Below are 14,698 nucleotides of genomic sequence, written 5' to 3'. Positions count from 1 at the left end.
GCGCGTCCGCTAGGGCCGCTGGCCGGCCCCGTCAACGAGCGGGTGGCGCGTGTTGACCAGCTCGACCAGCCGGCTCGCATCGACGTGCGTGTAGATCTCGGTGGTGGCGATGTCGGCGTGGCCCAGCATCGCCTGCAGCGCGCGCAGGTCGGCGCCGCCCGCGAGCAGATGGGTGGCAAAGGCGTGGCGCAGAACGTGCGGGCTGAGCCGCGTCGGCGTGATCCCGGCCGCGGCCGCGAGCGCCTTTACCAGCTGGTACAGGCGGACGCGGGACAGGTGCTTGCGCCCCGACGGGAACAGCCACGGGCTGTCGGCGGGCACCTGCTCCCGCCACGCGGCAACCGCCGCGCGCGCCCGGTCGGAGATCGGTACCAGCCGCTCGCGCCCGCCCTTGCCGCGCAGGATCAGGTAGGGGCGATCGGATGCGATGCTGCCCCGCGGCAGCGACACCAGCTCCGTCGCGCGCAGGCCGGAGCCGTAGAGCAGCTCGATCAATGCCGCGAGCCGCAGGTCGAGCGGATCGGCCGGAACCCGCGCCTGCCGCTCGGCGACAGCGGCGAACAGCGCGTCGACCTCGGCGACCGAGAGCGACTTGGGCAGCGGGCGCGCGGCGCCCGGCCGCGGCAGCGCAGCCGAGGGATCGTCGTTGCGCAGCCCCTCCGCCGCCAGGAACCCGTAGAAGCGCCGCAGCGCCGCCGCCTTGCGCGCGACGGTCGAGCGGGCAAGCGTGCTCCAGCCGTCGGCGAGCCGCGCGATCACGCCCGCATCCGCCGCTGCCAGCCGCCCGCCGATTTCGCCGGAGGCGAGCGTCAGGTCGGAGCGGTAGGCCGCCAGCGTGTTGGCCGCCGCGCCCGCCTCCGCCGCCATCATCTCCAGGAAGCGGTCGATCAGCGCGCGGTCGTCGCCGGTGCCGATCAAAGCCGCGCGATCGCCTCGGCCGCGATCATCCGGGCGACGCCTTCCTGTTCGGTCGCGCGGAGCGCGCGGCAGGCGTGGAACAGCACCTCCGGCGGCACCCCGCGCCAGTCGGGCGTCTGCATGCCGACGGCGGCGAGCAGCAGCACCGTCCCGCCCTCGCCGCGGTCGGCCGCCGCCTGGATCGCCCGGGTCCAGGCGTTCTCCGCGCCGAATCGCACGCCGAGCGGCTGTGCCAGCTGCTCGGCGGCATCGATCGGCAGCCGGCCGAGCCCGGTCAGCCCGGCGAGCAGCATGCGCGCCTTCAGCCGCTGCGGATCGGCATCGGCATCGGCATCGCCGTAGCTGTCGACATCGCCCGCGCTCCAGCGCCGGCCGCGCGGATCGGCGAGCGCCAGCATCGCCCAGCCGTTGCTCGCCGCCGGCACCGCGCTCCACCAGCGCGCCGCGGCGATGTCGTACCCGGCGGTCAGCATTGCTCCGATCAGCCGCGGCGCATCCCCGGCCCGCTCGGCCGATGGCGGGACAAAGGTCGCCGCGCGCGCGGTGAGCACCTGGCGGGCGTAGCGCGCGCGCCGGCCCTCGCCGCCGTCCCAGATGCGGCGCAGCAGCGCCAGCCGCTCGTCGACGGTCCCTTCTCCGTACAGCGTCCGGAGGTCACGGCCGAGCGCGCGCGCCGCGCTGTTCTGGCCGTCACCCGCCTCCACCTCCGCGTACAGGTCGACCAGCGCGGCATGGGAAAGTACGCCCTGGCTCGCCGCCCAGTTCGCTGGCGTCACCCGTGCCGCCGAATCGAGCATCGGCGCAGTCGCGCGCCAGCCGGCCACCTGCGGCCGGGTACCGGCAAGCAGCTCGTCCGGGATCTCCACGCCGGTCGCGGTCGCCAGGCCGTAGCGCCAAGCGGTCAGCCGATCGACCCCCGCCCACTCGATCGTGACCGCCCCGCCCGCGGCTGCGCCGACCACCTTCTCGGCCAGCAGCGTGTCGACCGAGCGTTGCATGCCCCGCCGCGCCTCCCGCAGCAGGGCGCGCGACTGCGGGCCTTTTCCGCCCAGGGCCGCGCACATCGCGCGCGCGAACCGCCAGCCGCGCTCGCCCGACACGCGGATCGCCGGATCGGCCATCGGGCACAGCCCGGCGGGATCTCCGGTCGCCAGCATCGCCTGCATGCCGACCTGGAACAGCTTGGGCGAGTAATCCTGTACGTCCACGCTCTGCACGACAGCCCGCGCCCCGTCCGCCTCGCCCATTCGCAGCAGCAGCCAGGCCCGCTCGGCGGCGAAGTCGGCGCCGTTGATGCCCGCGGGCGTCTCCACCTGCGCCATCAGCGCGCGGCGCAGTGCGATCGACAGCCACCGCGACGGCAGTGGCGCGTCGAGCTCGTGCATCAGCGTGCCGATGCCGCGCCCTCCTGCCCGACCGAACGCACTGCCGCTCAGCCCGGCGCTTTCGGCGGTGGTGGCGCCGACGTCGGCCAGCGAGCGGCGGGCGTAGGCCGGCAGTTCATAGGCGGTGAGATCGACCGGCGTCGGCGTGGCGGACGGCGTCGGTGACGGCGTCGTGCCCGCGACCGGCAGCGGCGGCGGCGGCACCGCGCCGGACGGATTGGACGCGCTGGGCGCCGCGCCGCTCGCCGGCGGTCGCACCGGAGCGGGCGCCGGCGTCGGGGCAGGCGCCGGCTGGACAGGATCGTTGAACCCGGGCGGCAGGATCGATTCGGGCCGGTCCTGCCCTGTCGCCAGTCCGCCGCCCGCGCCAAGCGCCGCCAGCAGCAGCGCGGCAGCGCGCGCGTTACGAGAGCTTTTCAAGCGAGACCGCCTTCTCGACGCGGGTCGGCGCAACGCTGGTGTCGCGGCCCGCCAGCACGAACAGCCCCACGACCAGCACCACCGCAGCGACGATCAGGATGACGAGCGGACGGGACATGGAACGCCTTTCGGGTAAGCACGGGGAAACATGGGCGGGCCTTTTGCCCGAGCGCCCCCCGCGCTGTATAGCCCCTGCCGATGCAGACCCAAGTCCTTCCCGATAGCGCGGCGACCACCCGGCCGATCGTGCTGGTGGGGCTGATGGGGGCAGGCAAGTCGACGGTCGGCCGCCGGCTGGCGCAGCGGCTCGGGCTCGCCTTCGTGGACGCCGACACGGAAATCGAGACCGCCGCGGGGATGACGGTCGCCGAGATCTTCGAACGCTTCGGCGAGGCGCACTTCCGTGACGGAGAGCGCCGGGTCATCGCCCGGCTGATCGACGGCACCCCCAAGGTCATCGCGACCGGCGGCGGTGCCTTCATCAACGACGAGACTCGTGCACTGATCCTGCGGGAGGCGACCGCGATCTGGCTGGACGCCGATCCCGCCGTCCTCGCCGAGCGGGTTCGCCGGCGCGACACCCGCCCGCTGCTCCGCGGGCGCGACCCGCATCAGGTGCTGCGCGACCTCGCGCACACGCGCAATCCGATCTATGCGCAGGCCCCGATCCGCATCCCGAGCGTCCACGCGCCGCATGAGGCGACCGTGACCGCGATCCTGAGGGCACTCACGCAATGACCATCGTGCCGGTCGCACTCGGCGACCGCTCCTACGACGTGATGATCGAAGCCGGGCTGCTCGGGCGCGCCGGCGACCATCTGGCCCCACTCGCGCGCGGACGCCGGATGGCGATCGTCAGTGACGAGAATGTCCGGCCGCACCTCGCTACACTGACCACCAGCCTCTCCGCCGCGGGCGTCGATAGCGAGGCGATCGTGCTGGCGCCGGGCGAAGCAAGCAAGAGCTGGGCGACGCTGGAGCAGCTGACCGACCAGCTGATCGCGCTCGGCGTGGAGCGCGGCGACCATGTCGTGGCGCTCGGCGGCGGGGTGATCGGCGACCTGGTCGGCTTCGCGTGCTCGATCGTAAAGCGCGGCTGCGGCTTCGTGCAGGTCCCGACTACGCTTCTCGCGCAGGTTGACTCCTCCGTCGGCGGCAAGACCGCGATCAACACGCGCGCCGGCAAGAACCTGGTCGGCAGCTTCCACCAGCCCGCGCTCGTGCTGATCGACCCGGAGGTGCTCGACACGCTGCCCGCGCGCGACCTGCGCGCCGGCTATGCCGAGGTCGTCAAATACGGGCTGATCGACGATCCCTCGTTCTTCGCCTGGTGCGAGGCGAACGCCGGCGCCTTGCTCGCCGGCGACCCTGCCGCGCGCGAGCACGCCATCGCGCACTCGGTCGCGGCGAAGGCGCGAATTGTCGCCGCCGACGAACGCGAGACGACCGGCACGCGAGCACTACTGAACCTCGGCCACACCTTTGGCCATGCGCTGGAGGTGGAGGCCGGCTTCTCCGACCGGCTGCTGCACGGCGAGGGCGTGGCGGCCGGCATGGCGCTCGCCTTCGGCTTCTCGGCAGCGCAGGGCATCGCCCCGGCCGAAGATGCGGAGCGGGTCAAGGCGCACCTGCGCGCGGTCGGCCTGCCCGACAGCGCGGCCGCAGCGGGCATCGACGCCGACGGGCAGGCGCTGGTCGCGCACATGCTCCACGACAAGAAGATGGATGCCGGCACCCTCCCCTTCCTGCTCGCGCGCGGGATCGGGCAGACCTACCTCGACCGCTCGGTCGATCTCACGGCAGTGGAGGCGTTCCTCGATGCCGAACGGCGTTCGTAAGGCCGACCTGCCGACCAAGATTTGCCCGGTCTGCCAGCGCCCCTTTACCTGGCGCAAGAAGTGGGCGCGCGACTGGGACAACGTCGTGTACTGCTCTGACCGCTGCCGCGGCGAGGCGAAGCGGAAGGCCGCGGGCTAGCGCCACTCCGCCGGCAGCGCAGGCCCGGGCTGATCGAGCGGTCCGACCGGCAGGCCGTTCTCGCGCCGCGTCCCTTCGATCTCGGCTGGATCCGCCTTGCCCAGCGTCGCCTCGTAGCCGGCGCGGTAGTCGGCGCGCGCCTTCGCCACCGCCGCGCGCCAGGCAGCGGCCGACACGCCCGCCGGTGCCGGCCCGATCGGCAGCTTCGCCTCGAAACTCATCGCGCGGGTCGCGACCTCCCGCCAAGCTGCCACGTCACTGCCGAGCCAGGGATTGATCTCCTCGCCCAGCGCCGCATTCAGCGACGCCCTGACCGCCGCCGCGCCATCGCCGCCCGTGTCGACGTCGGCGTGAGCGCGGCTGCGCTGCTGGAACACATAGAACCAGAACGCCGCCTGCAGCCGTCGGCCTTCCGACCACAGCGCCTGAGATGCCTGCGCCATCTCCCAAGGCGTTGCCTGCTCCGGTCGGGCGAGCACCCGCGCCGTGGTCGCTCTCAGCTCGGTCACTTCGGCAGACTGCACCGCCCCGGGCAGAGGCGCCGGCATGGCGAGCCCCAGCAGCACCGCGGCGATCATCGGGCAGCCACCCACGCAAGCCACAGCCACCCGGCGATCAGCAGCGTTCCGCCGATCGGGGTGAAGGCGCCAAGCCACCGCGGCGCACCGAGCGCCATGAGGTAGAGCGAGCCTGCGAACACCGCCGCCCCTGCGACAAAGCACCAGCCCGCGCCGCGAGCCTCCAGCCGGAGCGCGACCAGCGCGGCCAGCGCGTGGATCAGCTGATACTCGCCGCCGGTGCGCAGCCACTCGGCCGCCTTGCCCTCCGCCCCATGCGCGCCGAACGCACCCGCGCCCACCGCAAGGGCGCCCGACAGCGCCGCCAGCACCGCAAGCAGGTTCATCCGCACGCACTCCCCTTGACTTCCGGCTCCGGCAATGGCGCGGGCCGCTCGCGCTCGGCAAGCTCCGCCTCGTTCCACCCGCCCGCCGCGATGACGGCGGCTCTGGCGGACAGCAGGTCACCCGCCTCGTGCTGGATCTTCAGCCGCTCGTGATCGCGACGGCGGTACAGGTCCTCCGTGCGATCGATCTCGCCCGCGTCCACGCCGACCGCCGTCATCGCATCCCGCGCCATACGCACCGCCGATTCGATCACCTCGCGCACCACGCCCGCCGCTGGTGACCCACGCAGCGCCAGAAGCGCGCGGCGGTCGAACGCGCGTACGAAGATCGCGGCATTTGGGAAGCTGTCGTGCACCGCCTCGACCAGCGCGGCATCGACGCCGTCGCCGTCGTTGCAGAACAGGATCAGCTCGGCATCCGCCGCCCCCGCCTGGCGCAGCATGTCGACGCGGGTGCCGTCGCCATAATAAACCTTGGCGCCCAGCTGCCCGGCGATGTCGATGATCTCGATATCCGTATCGATCAGCGTCACCGCAATCCCCTGCGCCGCGAGCATCTGCCCGACGGTCTGGCCGAACCGGCCATAGCCGACGATGATCGCGCTCGACCCGTCCGCCTGCGGCCCGTCGCGTTCCTGATGATTCACCGGCTCGACGCGGAAGCGCTGGGTTATCATCATCAGGAAGGGGGTAGTCGCCATCGACAGGGTGACGATCGCGCCGAACAGGCTGGCCGCCTCCGGCGCGATCAGGAACGCGTTCTGCGCCTGCGCGAACAGGACGAAGCCGAACTCGCCGCCCTGGCTGAGCAGCAGTCCGAGCGCGAACGCCTGGCGCCAGCCCATGCGAAAGGCGAGGCCGATTGCGGTGATGATCGCCGCCTTCACCGCGACCAGCGTCAGCGCCATTGAGACCACAAAGAGCGGCCGCTCCGCGACGACGCCCAGGTCAAGCATCATCCCGACCGCGAGAAAGAACAGTCCAAGCAGGATCGAGCGGAACGGCTCGACGTCCGCCTCCAGCTCGTGCCGGTAGGGGGAGTCGGCAAGCATGACGCCCGCGACGAACGCGCCGAGTGCCGCCGACAGGCCCAGCGCCTCCATCATCGCGGCGCTGGCGATCACGGTGAACAGCCCGGCGAACACGAACATCTCGCGCTCACCCAGATTGCCGATCAAGCGGAACAGCGGGCGGAGCAGGAAGCGCCCGGCCGCCACCAACGCGGCAATCGCGCCGACCGTGTAGAGCGTCAGCAGCCAGCCCGGCGGCCCGCCGGCGTCGGCCGGGTTGCGGCTCATGGCCGCGACGATCGTGATAAGCGGGACGATCGACAGGTCCTGGAACAGCAGGATCGCGAACGCCCGCTCGCCGAACGGTGTCCGCAGCCGGCCCGCCGACTGAAGCATGGGGAGCACCTGCGCGGTCGAGGAGAGCGCCAGCGGCAGACCGAGCGCGAGTGCGGCCGAGGGCGAGAAGCTCGGCGCAAGCCACAGGATCGCCGCGATCGCGAGGCCGCACAGCACGACCTGGAGCAGCCCCAGACCGAAGATGTCGCCCTTCATGCGCCACAGCCGCGTCGGGTTGAGCTCCAGCCCGACCAGGAACAGCAGCAGCACGATGCCGAGCTCGGCGATGTCCATCTTCGACTCGGCGCCGCCGACTAGGTTCAGCACCTGCGGCCCGACCAGCGCGCCTGCGACCAGGTAGCCGAGCGTGGCGCCCAGCCCCAGCCGGCGGAACAGCAGCACGAAGATCAGCGCGAAGCCGAGCAGCGGCACTGCATCGTGGAGCAGGCTGCCGCTCGCTTGCGCGCCCTCGCTCACGCCGCGGCGATCCGCTTCGCCCGCGCGGTCGCCGCGGCCTCCGCCACCGCCTCAAACGCCAGGCGAATGGAGGCGTGGCGGGCACTGTGCGAAAGCGCGGGGGCGAAGAGGTCGAGACCCGCCCAGGCCGGCACCTCCGCGCACTCGCCGGCGAGCCAACCCGTGAGTGCGTCGCGTGCGGCGGCAAGCTCGTCGGCATCCTTGCCGATCGCCGCCGCCGCCATCAGCGAGGCCGACGCCTGGCCGAGCGCGCAGGCGCGCACCAGCAGCCCGAGCGCCGACACGCGCCCGTCCGCATCGACGTCGACGTCGACGGTCACGCGGCTGCCGCACACGGGCGAGCGCTTCTCCACCGTCGCCATCGGGCTCGCGAGCCGCTCCTGGTACGGGATGGTTGCGGCGAGCCGCAGGATCTGTGCGTTGTAGAGCGGCGCGTTCACGTCCCCGATGTAGGCGAAGTCGCGGCGCTGCACAGCCCCTGCTGCCTACTCGTCATCCTTCGTCATGCCAGCGCAGGATGGCAGCCATGTCCGTTTCGACATGAAGGGCCCTAGTGCTGGCTCACGACCAGACTTGGACCCCAGCCTCCGCTAGGGTGACGTGACTTGTCTCGAACGCTTACCGCGCCTCCGCCGGCACGCTCTCGTTCGCCACGCTCGCGTTGTCCTCACTCCCGAACACCGGCTGACCCCTCCGCCGGCGATCCACGAAGTCGGCGATTGACGCGCTTGTCGCATTGAGCAGCGGATAGGTGCGCGAGGCGGTGATCCATGCTGGCCGCCGCGTCGGGCCGCCGCTGATCGTGTCGATCACCAGCACGATCAGCAGGAAGCCGAGGCTCGCCAGAATTAGTCCCTTGAGCGCGCCGAAGCCGAAGCCGAGCGCGCGATCGACCGGCCCGAGCACCGAGCTGCGGGTCCGTGACCCGATCGCGTTCGCGACCATGCGCCCGCCGAACCAGGTCACACCGCTGATCGCCGCAAAGGCGAGCGTGGCTGCCCCCGCCGCGGTGCCGACGCTGTCGGTCAGGTAGGCGGTAGCCGGCGTGTGGAAGAGTTTCAGCGCGAACACGACGAAGATCCACGCCATCAGTGACAGCACTTCCGTCACGAACCCGCGCATCAGCCCGGTCACCGCCGCGCCGCCGACGGTGATCAGCACCAGTATGTCGAGCGCGGTCAGGCCCATAGTCTTGATCTCCCCCGAGGTCCGCCGAGCATCTACCGCGCGCCATTCGCGGGCGCTAGCGCCGGCGTTCGGCAGAAGGACGCTCGACTGGCCGCCACGGCGGCCCGGCCACCGATCCGATCCGCCGCCGCGCAGAGATAGGTCGGCTCGGCCGGCAGTAGTCCGAAGTGCGAGCCGCTGCCGAACGTTTGTCCAAGTGGTTCGGCGTGCGGCTCGGCTGCCGGACCCGCCGTCGCCAGCGCGTCGGCCAACTCGAACAAACGTTCGCCGTCCCGCAACTGGTAGACGATGTGAGGACCGCCCTTCAGTCCCTCGATCCGCTTGCGCCGGCGATCCGCCTCCTGGGTCATCGCGGTCAATGCCGCGGCAATGCGTGGTGCGGCTTGTTGCGGGACCGTGGCGGCGGCCAGCGTCGCCGCGCTCGTCCCCAGCTTCGTGTCGGGTGCGATCTCCGTCAGCGCCCGCCGACCCCATGGTCGTGCGAACCGCCCCTGTTCGGCCAGCATTATCCGGGCGAACGGCCGATTGTCGTACTCCAGCGGGCCAAAGGGGAGCGGGTGCGACGCAAACGCCAGTTCCGCCAGATTGCGCGCCAGCGCCGGACTGGGCGGCAGCCGCCGCGTCAGTTCCAGGTCGGACCGGTCGGTCGGCAGCTTGGGCCAGCCGAGCGGCACCAGCACGCCGGCCAGACGCCTGTAGTGTTCAGGGGAGGGCGAACAGCTGCCGCTCGATCCGGCGATCCGCCAACGCCACGCGAAGTACTGCTCCTTATAGCCGAGACCCGGATTGACCCGCTGGTGATCGAAATGATGGAGCAGGTCGGCGACCGCTTCGTCCCGGCTCCGCTCCGCCGTTGTGCGCGGACGACAGTCGCCGGAGACGCGCCAGCTCGGCGAGATGACGCCTTCGCCGTTCAGCGTCCGATCCGCCGCATCGCGGCGTTGATGCTTGCGCAACTCCAGCACGCCCCACAGCACCGCGCAGCCGGCGGCGATCAGCAGCACCAGGCACCCGGCCCGCGCAACCTTTCTAAACCGTTCCCGCATCGACGCTGCGTAGCAATCCAGGGTTGCAGATCCGTTTGCGCGTCAGCGCCCCAGCATGTGGTCAACGAAGCGGCCCAGGTTCGCGAACCCCGCGAGCTGCACGCCCGCCCCCTCGCCCGACTGCTTGGCCGGGGTCAGCGCGCGGCCGAAGCCGAGCTTCGCCGACTCCTTCAGCCGCAGCGCGCCGTGGGCGACCGGGCGGACCTCGCCCGACAGCGCGATCTCGCCGAATGCAACCGCGTCCGCCGGGACCGGGCGCTCGCTCAGCGCCGAGACGAGCGCGGCCGCCACGGCGAGATCGGCCGCAGGATCCTGCACCCGGTAGCCGCCGGCGATGTTGAGGTAGACCTCCGCCGAGGAGAAGCTGAGCCCGCAGCGTGCCTCCAGCACCGCCAGGATCATCGCCAGCCGCCCGCTGTCCCAGCCGACCACCGCGCGGCGAGGCGTCGCCCCGCTCGCCAGCCGGACGGTCAGTGCCTGCACCTCGACCAGCACCGGCCGCGTGCCCTCTAATGCCGGGAACACGACGGTGCCGGTCACGCTCTCGTCGCGGCTGATGAGGAACAGGGAAGAGGGATTGGAGACCTCCGCGAGGCCGCCCATCTCCATCGCGAACACGCCGATCTCGTCGGTGCCGCCGAAACGGTTCTTGGTCGCGCGCAGGATCCGGTACTGATGGCTACGCTCGCCCTCGAACGCCAGCACCGTGTCGACCATGTGCTCCAGCACGCGCGGACCCGCGATCGCGCCGTCCTTGGTCACGTGCCCGACCAGCACCACCGCCGCACCGCGTTCCTTGGCGAAGCGGATCAGCTCGCCCGATGCCGCGCGGACCTGGCTGACCGTGCCGGGCGCGCCCTCGATCAGGTCGGAGTGCATGGTCTGGATCGAATCGATGATCAGCAGCGCGGGCGCCGTGCCCTGGCCCACGGTGGTAAGGATATCCCGCACGGAGGTCGCGGACGCGAGCTGCACCGGCGCAGCCCCCAGCCCCAGCCGCCGTGCGCGGAGCCGCACCTGGTCGGCCGCCTCCTCGCCGGAGACATAGGCGACGCTGCGTCCCGCCAGCGCCAGCTTCGCCGCGGCCTGGAGCAGCAGCGTCGACTTGCCGATCCCGGGATCCCCGCCGATCAGCGTCGCCGACCCCTCGACGAAGCCGCCGCCGAGCGCGCGGTCGAGCTCGGCGATGCCGGTCATCAGCCGCGGCGGCAGCGGCACGTCGGTGTCCAGCCCCGACAGCAGGATCGTGCGCCCGCCACCCTGAAGATTGTGGCGCGCCTGGAACGGCGTCACCACCGCGCCCGCATCCTCCACCAGCGTGTTCCACGCCGAACAGTCGCCGCACTGCCCTTGCCAGCGGTGCGACACCGATCCGCAGGACTGACACACGTAGCGCTTCTGTGGTTTGGCCATGCCTGGCTTGTAGCGCAGCAGGAACAATGTGAGAACAGGTCGCGTCGGACGCGGGGGCGAACGAGAGCGACGCTCGGCTGGCGATGCTTGCGATAGTCACATCCGCCCGCGACCGCTATGGGCGGCCGATGCAGGCGTCGGAGCTCCGCGTTGCGCTGTTCAGCGGCAACTACAACTACGTCCGCGACGGCGCGAATCAGGCGCTGAACCTGCTGGTCGGCTATCTGATGGCCGAAGGAGCCGCAGTCAGGGTCTACTCGCCGACCGTCGCCGATCCGGCGTTCCCGCCAACCGGCGACCTGGTCGACGTGCCGAGCTGGCCGATGCCGGGCGGGCGCGGCGAGTACCGGATGGCGAAGGGCCTGTCGCGCGAGGTGCGGGCGGACCTGACGGCGTTCGCGCCCAATCTGATCCACGTCTCTGCGCCCGAAGTGCTAGGCCACCGCGCGGTGACCTGGGCTCGCCGACACCGCCTGCCCGCGGTCGCGTCGCTCCACACCCGCTTCGAAACCTACCCGCGCTACTACGGCATCGGCTTCCTGGAACCGCTTATGGAGCGGATGCTCACTCGCTTCTACAATCGCTGCGACACCGTGCTGGTGCCGGGCAACAGCATCGCCGACGTGCTGCGCGATTGGGGGGTGGAGGCGCCGATCGGTATCTGGTCGCGCGGGATCGACCACGACCGCTTCCGCCCCGACCGCCGCAGCCTGGAATGGCGCCGCAGCCTGGGCATCGCCGACGACGCGGTCGCGATCGGCTTTCTCGGGCGGCTGGTACTGGAAAAGGGCCTCGACATCTTCGCCGAGGTGACTGCCGAGCTCACCCGCCGCGGCGTTGCCCACCGGGTGCTGGTGATCGGTGACGGACCTGCGCGCGACTGGTTCGCGGACGCCGTACCGGATGCGGTGTTCGCGGGCTTCCAGTCCGGGGACGATCTCGGCCGTGCAGTCGGATCGATGGACGTGTTCTTCAATCCGTCCGTCACCGAGACCTTCGGCAACGTGACGCTGGAAGCGATGGCGTGCGGCGTGCCGGTGGTCGCCGCGCGCGCGACCGGTGCGGTGGACCTGCTGGAGGAGGGCGTCAACGGGTTCCTGGTGCCGCCGCGCGACGTGTCCGCCTATGCCGACGCGATACAGCGCTTCGCGACCGACCACGACCTGCGCGCGCGCGCCGGCGCGGCCGGGCACGCGGCGGCCGCCGCCTACCGCTGGGACGACGTCAACCGCGCCGTGCTCGACACCTACCGAGAGGTGCTCGCCCGGCGCGGGTGATCAGGCGTCCTGCCAGTCGAACGCGAGCGGCGCCTCGCGAAACGCGAAGCGGTCGAGGTGCCGTGCCACCGCGCCCTTCAACGCTTCCAACTGCCCCGGCTCGCTCGCGTCGATGCGGGTGAGGAGCGCATTCGCCTCCGCATCGAAGGCGACGGTCGCATCGCCCGCCCAGTCCGCCCCGCGCGCGTCGCGCGGGAAGACGATCGTGCCGTGATCGGCGGTGAACTCGACCGCCAGATTGTGCTGCCAGTGCTTGCAGAGCTGCTGAAGATATTTGGCGGCGTGCTCGGTCGGCGTGCGGGCCGTGGTCGCGACGCTCACAGCCGCTCGATCCGCTGCGCCGCCTCGTCCAGGATTGCCGCAATCTCGTGCAGCGTGTCACCCTCCAGTCCGTCAATCATCCGGCTCTTCACGGCGAAGCGCAGATTGCCCATTGCGCGCCGGATCGGGCGGTGGTCGCTGCGGTTGCGGTGCTCGCCGATCGCGGTCAGTCGCGCGATCAGCGCCTCCACCTCGTGCGCGCGCTCGGTCAGGTGGATGCGGCCCGCGTCGGTCGCGGCGTAGCGCTTCTTAGCGCCCTCGCTCGCCTGCTCCTCGATATGACCCATTTCACCCAGCAGGGTCAGCGTCGGGTACACCACGCCGGGGCTCGGCGCATAGGCGCCGCCCGTCATCTCCTCGATCGCGCGGATCAGGTCGTAGCCGTGACGCGGCTCGTCCGCGATCAGCTTCAGCAGAACGAGGCGAAGTTCACCGCCGTCGAACATGCGCCCGCGCCGACCACCGCCACGCCCCGGCCCACCCTCGTTAAGGCGCTCGACCCACTCGAAGAAGCGCTCGACGTCCATTTCCGGCCGCCCGCGCCCGCGCGGACCGCAGCCGCGGCCAGGCCCATGTGAAAAACGAAACATGTTGTCCAATCTCCTACTCAGATGGCGCTTAGATATATCTTGGTGCGTAATCGTCAAGATATATCTTTAGACCATCTTTGACGCTTTTCATGGTCGGCCTACATCGGAGGCGATGGCCGATCTCTTCGCGCAATTCGAACCGCCTGCCGCGCCGCCGCCGGACGCGCCGCTCGCCGACCGGCTACGCCCGCAGCAGCTCGGCGACGTGATCGGGCAGGAGCATGTGACCGGGTCCGAGGGCGCGATCGGGCGTATGGTGGCGGCCGGGCGCTTGTCCTCACTGATCCTGTGGGGGCCACCCGGCACCGGCAAGACGACGATCGCGCGGCTGCTCGCCGATGCGGTGGGCTTGCGCTTCGTCGCGATCTCCGCGGTGTTCTCCGGCGTCGCCGACCTGAAGAAGGCCTTCGCGGAGGCGAAGACCGCGGCGCGCGCCGGTCAGCGCACGCTGTTGTTCGTGGACGAGATCCACCGCTTCAACCGCGCGCAGCAGGACGGTTTCCTGCCCTATGTGGAGGACGGCACCGTCACCCTGGTTGGGGCAACGACGGAGAACCCTTCCTTCGAGCTCAACGCAGCGCTGCTCAGCCGCGCGCAGGTGCTGATCCTCCACCGCCTCGATCCCGCAGCGCTCGACCAGCTGATCGCCCGCGCCGAGGCGCTGCTCGACCGCCCGCTCCCGCTCACCCCGCCCGCCCGTGAGGCGCTGGTGGCGAGCGCGGACGGCGACGGCCGCTTCCTGCTCAACCAGGTCGAGACGCTCTATTCGGTCAATCTGACGGAGCCGCTCGACCCGGCCGGGCTGTCGTCGTTCCTGCAGCGCCGGGTCGCCGTCTACGACAAGGATCGCGAGGGGCACTACAACCTCATCTCCGCGCTGCATAAGTCGATCCGCGGCTCGGACCCGCAGGCCGCACTCTACTACCTCGCGCGCATGCTAACCGCGGGTGAAGAGCCGCTCTACCTGCTCCGCCGCCTCACCCGAGCGGCCGTCGAAGACGTCGGCCTCGCCGACCCGAACGCGCTGGTGCAGTGCATCGCCGCCAAGGACACCTACGACTTTCTCGGCTCGCCGGAGGGGGAGCTCGCGATCGCGCAGGCGTGCCTGTATCTCGCGACCGCACCCAAATCGAACGCCGCCTATGCCGCGCAGAAGGCGGCGTGGAAGAGCGCGCGAGAGACGGGGTCGCTGATGCCGCCCGCCAACATCCGCAACGCGCCGACCAAGCTGCTGCGCGACATCGGCTATGGCGCCGGCTACGAGTACGACCACGACAGCGAGGACGGCTTCTCCGGCGCGAACTACTGGCCGGACGAGATGACGCCGCAGCGCTACTACGAGCCGACCGATCGCGGGTTCGAGAAGCGGATCGCGGAGCGGCTGGCGTGGTGGGACGAGCGGCGGCGCGCGCGAGGATAGCCAAGCCGGCCTTCCT

Annotated in this window: 17 protein-coding genes; 5 read left to right on the top strand and 12 right to left on the bottom strand. The window is 71.2% G+C overall.

Annotated elements, in window-relative coordinates; translation table 11 throughout:
- Positions 1 to 9: 9 nt before the first annotated feature.
- From CRO12_RS09380 to CRO12_RS18465, 3 genes are read right to left on the bottom strand one after another with little or no spacing between them, the layout of a single operon-like run.
- A complete protein-coding gene (locus CRO12_RS09380; RefSeq protein WP_245858440.1) occupies positions 10 to 870 on the bottom strand; it encodes a tyrosine-type recombinase/integrase in 861 nt (286 codons plus the stop codon).
- Positions 871 to 914: 44 nt separating this feature from the next.
- Positions 915 to 2,723 (bottom strand): ATP-binding protein, encoded by a 1,809-nt coding sequence (locus CRO12_RS09375; RefSeq protein WP_097063787.1) that lies wholly within the window; start codon positions 2,721 to 2,723, stop codon positions 915 to 917.
- Complete coding sequence (locus CRO12_RS18465) at positions 2,707 to 2,841, bottom strand: hypothetical protein (RefSeq protein WP_281253401.1); 135 nt, start codon at positions 2,839 to 2,841, stop codon at positions 2,707 to 2,709. Before CRO12_RS18465 ends, CRO12_RS09375 begins: the two co-directional genes overlap by 17 nt.
- Positions 2,842 to 2,921: 80 nt before the next feature.
- Between CRO12_RS18465 and CRO12_RS09370 the strand changes: the two genes are divergently transcribed.
- Genes CRO12_RS09370 through CRO12_RS09360 form a run of 3 tightly spaced genes read left to right on the top strand, consistent with a single transcriptional unit; the run spans position 2,922 to position 4,700 of the window.
- Complete coding sequence (locus tag CRO12_RS09370) at positions 2,922 to 3,461, top strand: shikimate kinase (protein ID WP_097063786.1); 540 nt, start codon at positions 2,922 to 2,924, stop codon at positions 3,459 to 3,461.
- Positions 3,458 to 4,561 (top strand): 3-dehydroquinate synthase, encoded by a 1,104-nt coding sequence (gene aroB / locus CRO12_RS09365; protein ID WP_097063785.1) that lies wholly within the window; start codon positions 3,458 to 3,460, stop codon positions 4,559 to 4,561. Before CRO12_RS09370 ends, aroB begins: the two co-directional genes overlap by 4 nt.
- A complete protein-coding gene (locus tag CRO12_RS09360) occupies positions 4,542 to 4,700 on the top strand; it encodes a DUF2256 domain-containing protein (RefSeq protein ID WP_097063784.1) in 159 nt (52 codons plus the stop codon). The genes aroB and CRO12_RS09360 overlap by 20 nt, the downstream gene beginning before the upstream one ends.
- Here CRO12_RS09360 and CRO12_RS09355 read toward each other — a convergent pair.
- The 7 genes from CRO12_RS09355 to radA form a co-directional block, all read right to left on the bottom strand.
- Entirely contained in the window at positions 4,697 to 5,278 is a 582-nt protein-coding gene (locus tag CRO12_RS09355; RefSeq protein WP_097063783.1) for a hypothetical protein, read from the bottom strand. The genes CRO12_RS09360 and CRO12_RS09355 overlap by 4 nt on opposite strands.
- Entirely contained in the window at positions 5,275 to 5,604 is a 330-nt protein-coding gene (locus CRO12_RS09350) for a DUF423 domain-containing protein (RefSeq protein WP_097063782.1), read from the bottom strand. The genes CRO12_RS09355 and CRO12_RS09350 overlap by 4 nt, the downstream gene beginning before the upstream one ends.
- On the bottom strand, positions 5,601 to 7,427 hold the full coding sequence (locus CRO12_RS09345; protein ID WP_245858357.1) for a cation:proton antiporter domain-containing protein: 1,827 nt from the start codon (positions 7,425 to 7,427) through the stop codon (positions 5,601 to 5,603). Before CRO12_RS09345 ends, CRO12_RS09350 begins: the two co-directional genes overlap by 4 nt.
- Complete coding sequence (locus tag CRO12_RS09340) at positions 7,424 to 7,867, bottom strand: iron-sulfur cluster assembly scaffold protein (protein WP_097064263.1); 444 nt, start codon at positions 7,865 to 7,867, stop codon at positions 7,424 to 7,426. Before CRO12_RS09340 ends, CRO12_RS09345 begins: the two co-directional genes overlap by 4 nt.
- 178 nt (positions 7,868 to 8,045) lie before the next feature.
- Entirely contained in the window at positions 8,046 to 8,615 is a 570-nt protein-coding gene (locus CRO12_RS09335) for a CvpA family protein (protein WP_097063781.1), read from the bottom strand.
- 32 nt (positions 8,616 to 8,647) lie between these two features.
- Positions 8,648 to 9,661 (bottom strand): hypothetical protein, encoded by a 1,014-nt coding sequence (locus tag CRO12_RS09330; RefSeq protein WP_144033585.1) that lies wholly within the window; start codon positions 9,659 to 9,661, stop codon positions 8,648 to 8,650.
- A gap of 42 nt (positions 9,662 to 9,703) precedes the next feature.
- Positions 9,704 to 11,074 carry a DNA repair protein RadA gene (radA, locus tag CRO12_RS09325; protein WP_097064262.1) on the bottom strand — a complete coding sequence of 457 codons (1,371 nt, stop codon included), beginning with the start codon at positions 11,072 to 11,074 and terminating at the stop codon, positions 9,704 to 9,706.
- Between the two features lie 128 nt (positions 11,075 to 11,202).
- On the opposite strand from radA, the gene CRO12_RS09320 reads away from it, so the two are divergent.
- Positions 11,203 to 12,351 carry a glycosyltransferase family 4 protein gene (locus tag CRO12_RS09320; protein WP_097064261.1) on the top strand — a complete coding sequence of 383 codons (1,149 nt, stop codon included), beginning with the start codon at positions 11,203 to 11,205 and terminating at the stop codon, positions 12,349 to 12,351.
- Here the strand turns inward: CRO12_RS09320 and CRO12_RS09315 are convergent, their stop codons facing one another.
- On the bottom strand, positions 12,352 to 12,672 hold the full coding sequence (locus tag CRO12_RS09315) for a DUF2218 domain-containing protein (protein WP_097063779.1): 321 nt from the start codon (positions 12,670 to 12,672) through the stop codon (positions 12,352 to 12,354).
- A complete protein-coding gene (locus tag CRO12_RS09310; RefSeq protein WP_097063778.1) occupies positions 12,669 to 13,262 on the bottom strand; it encodes a PadR family transcriptional regulator in 594 nt (197 codons plus the stop codon). Before CRO12_RS09310 ends, CRO12_RS09315 begins: the two co-directional genes overlap by 4 nt.
- A 112-nt stretch (positions 13,263 to 13,374) precedes the next feature.
- Here CRO12_RS09310 and CRO12_RS09305 point away from each other — a divergent pair, with 112 nt between their 5' ends.
- The gene (locus CRO12_RS09305; protein ID WP_097063777.1) at positions 13,375 to 14,682 is read left to right on the top strand and encodes a replication-associated recombination protein A; all 1,308 of its coding nucleotides are present in this window, start codon (positions 13,375 to 13,377) and stop codon (positions 14,680 to 14,682) included.
- Positions 14,683 to 14,698 lie beyond the last annotated feature (16 nt).

Origin of the sequence: Sphingomonas guangdongensis, from assembly GCF_900199185.1 — a bacterium.
GTDB lineage: Bacteria > Pseudomonadota > Alphaproteobacteria > Sphingomonadales > Sphingomonadaceae > Sphingomonas > Sphingomonas guangdongensis.
This window is presented reverse-complemented; position numbering and strand designations above follow the sequence as displayed.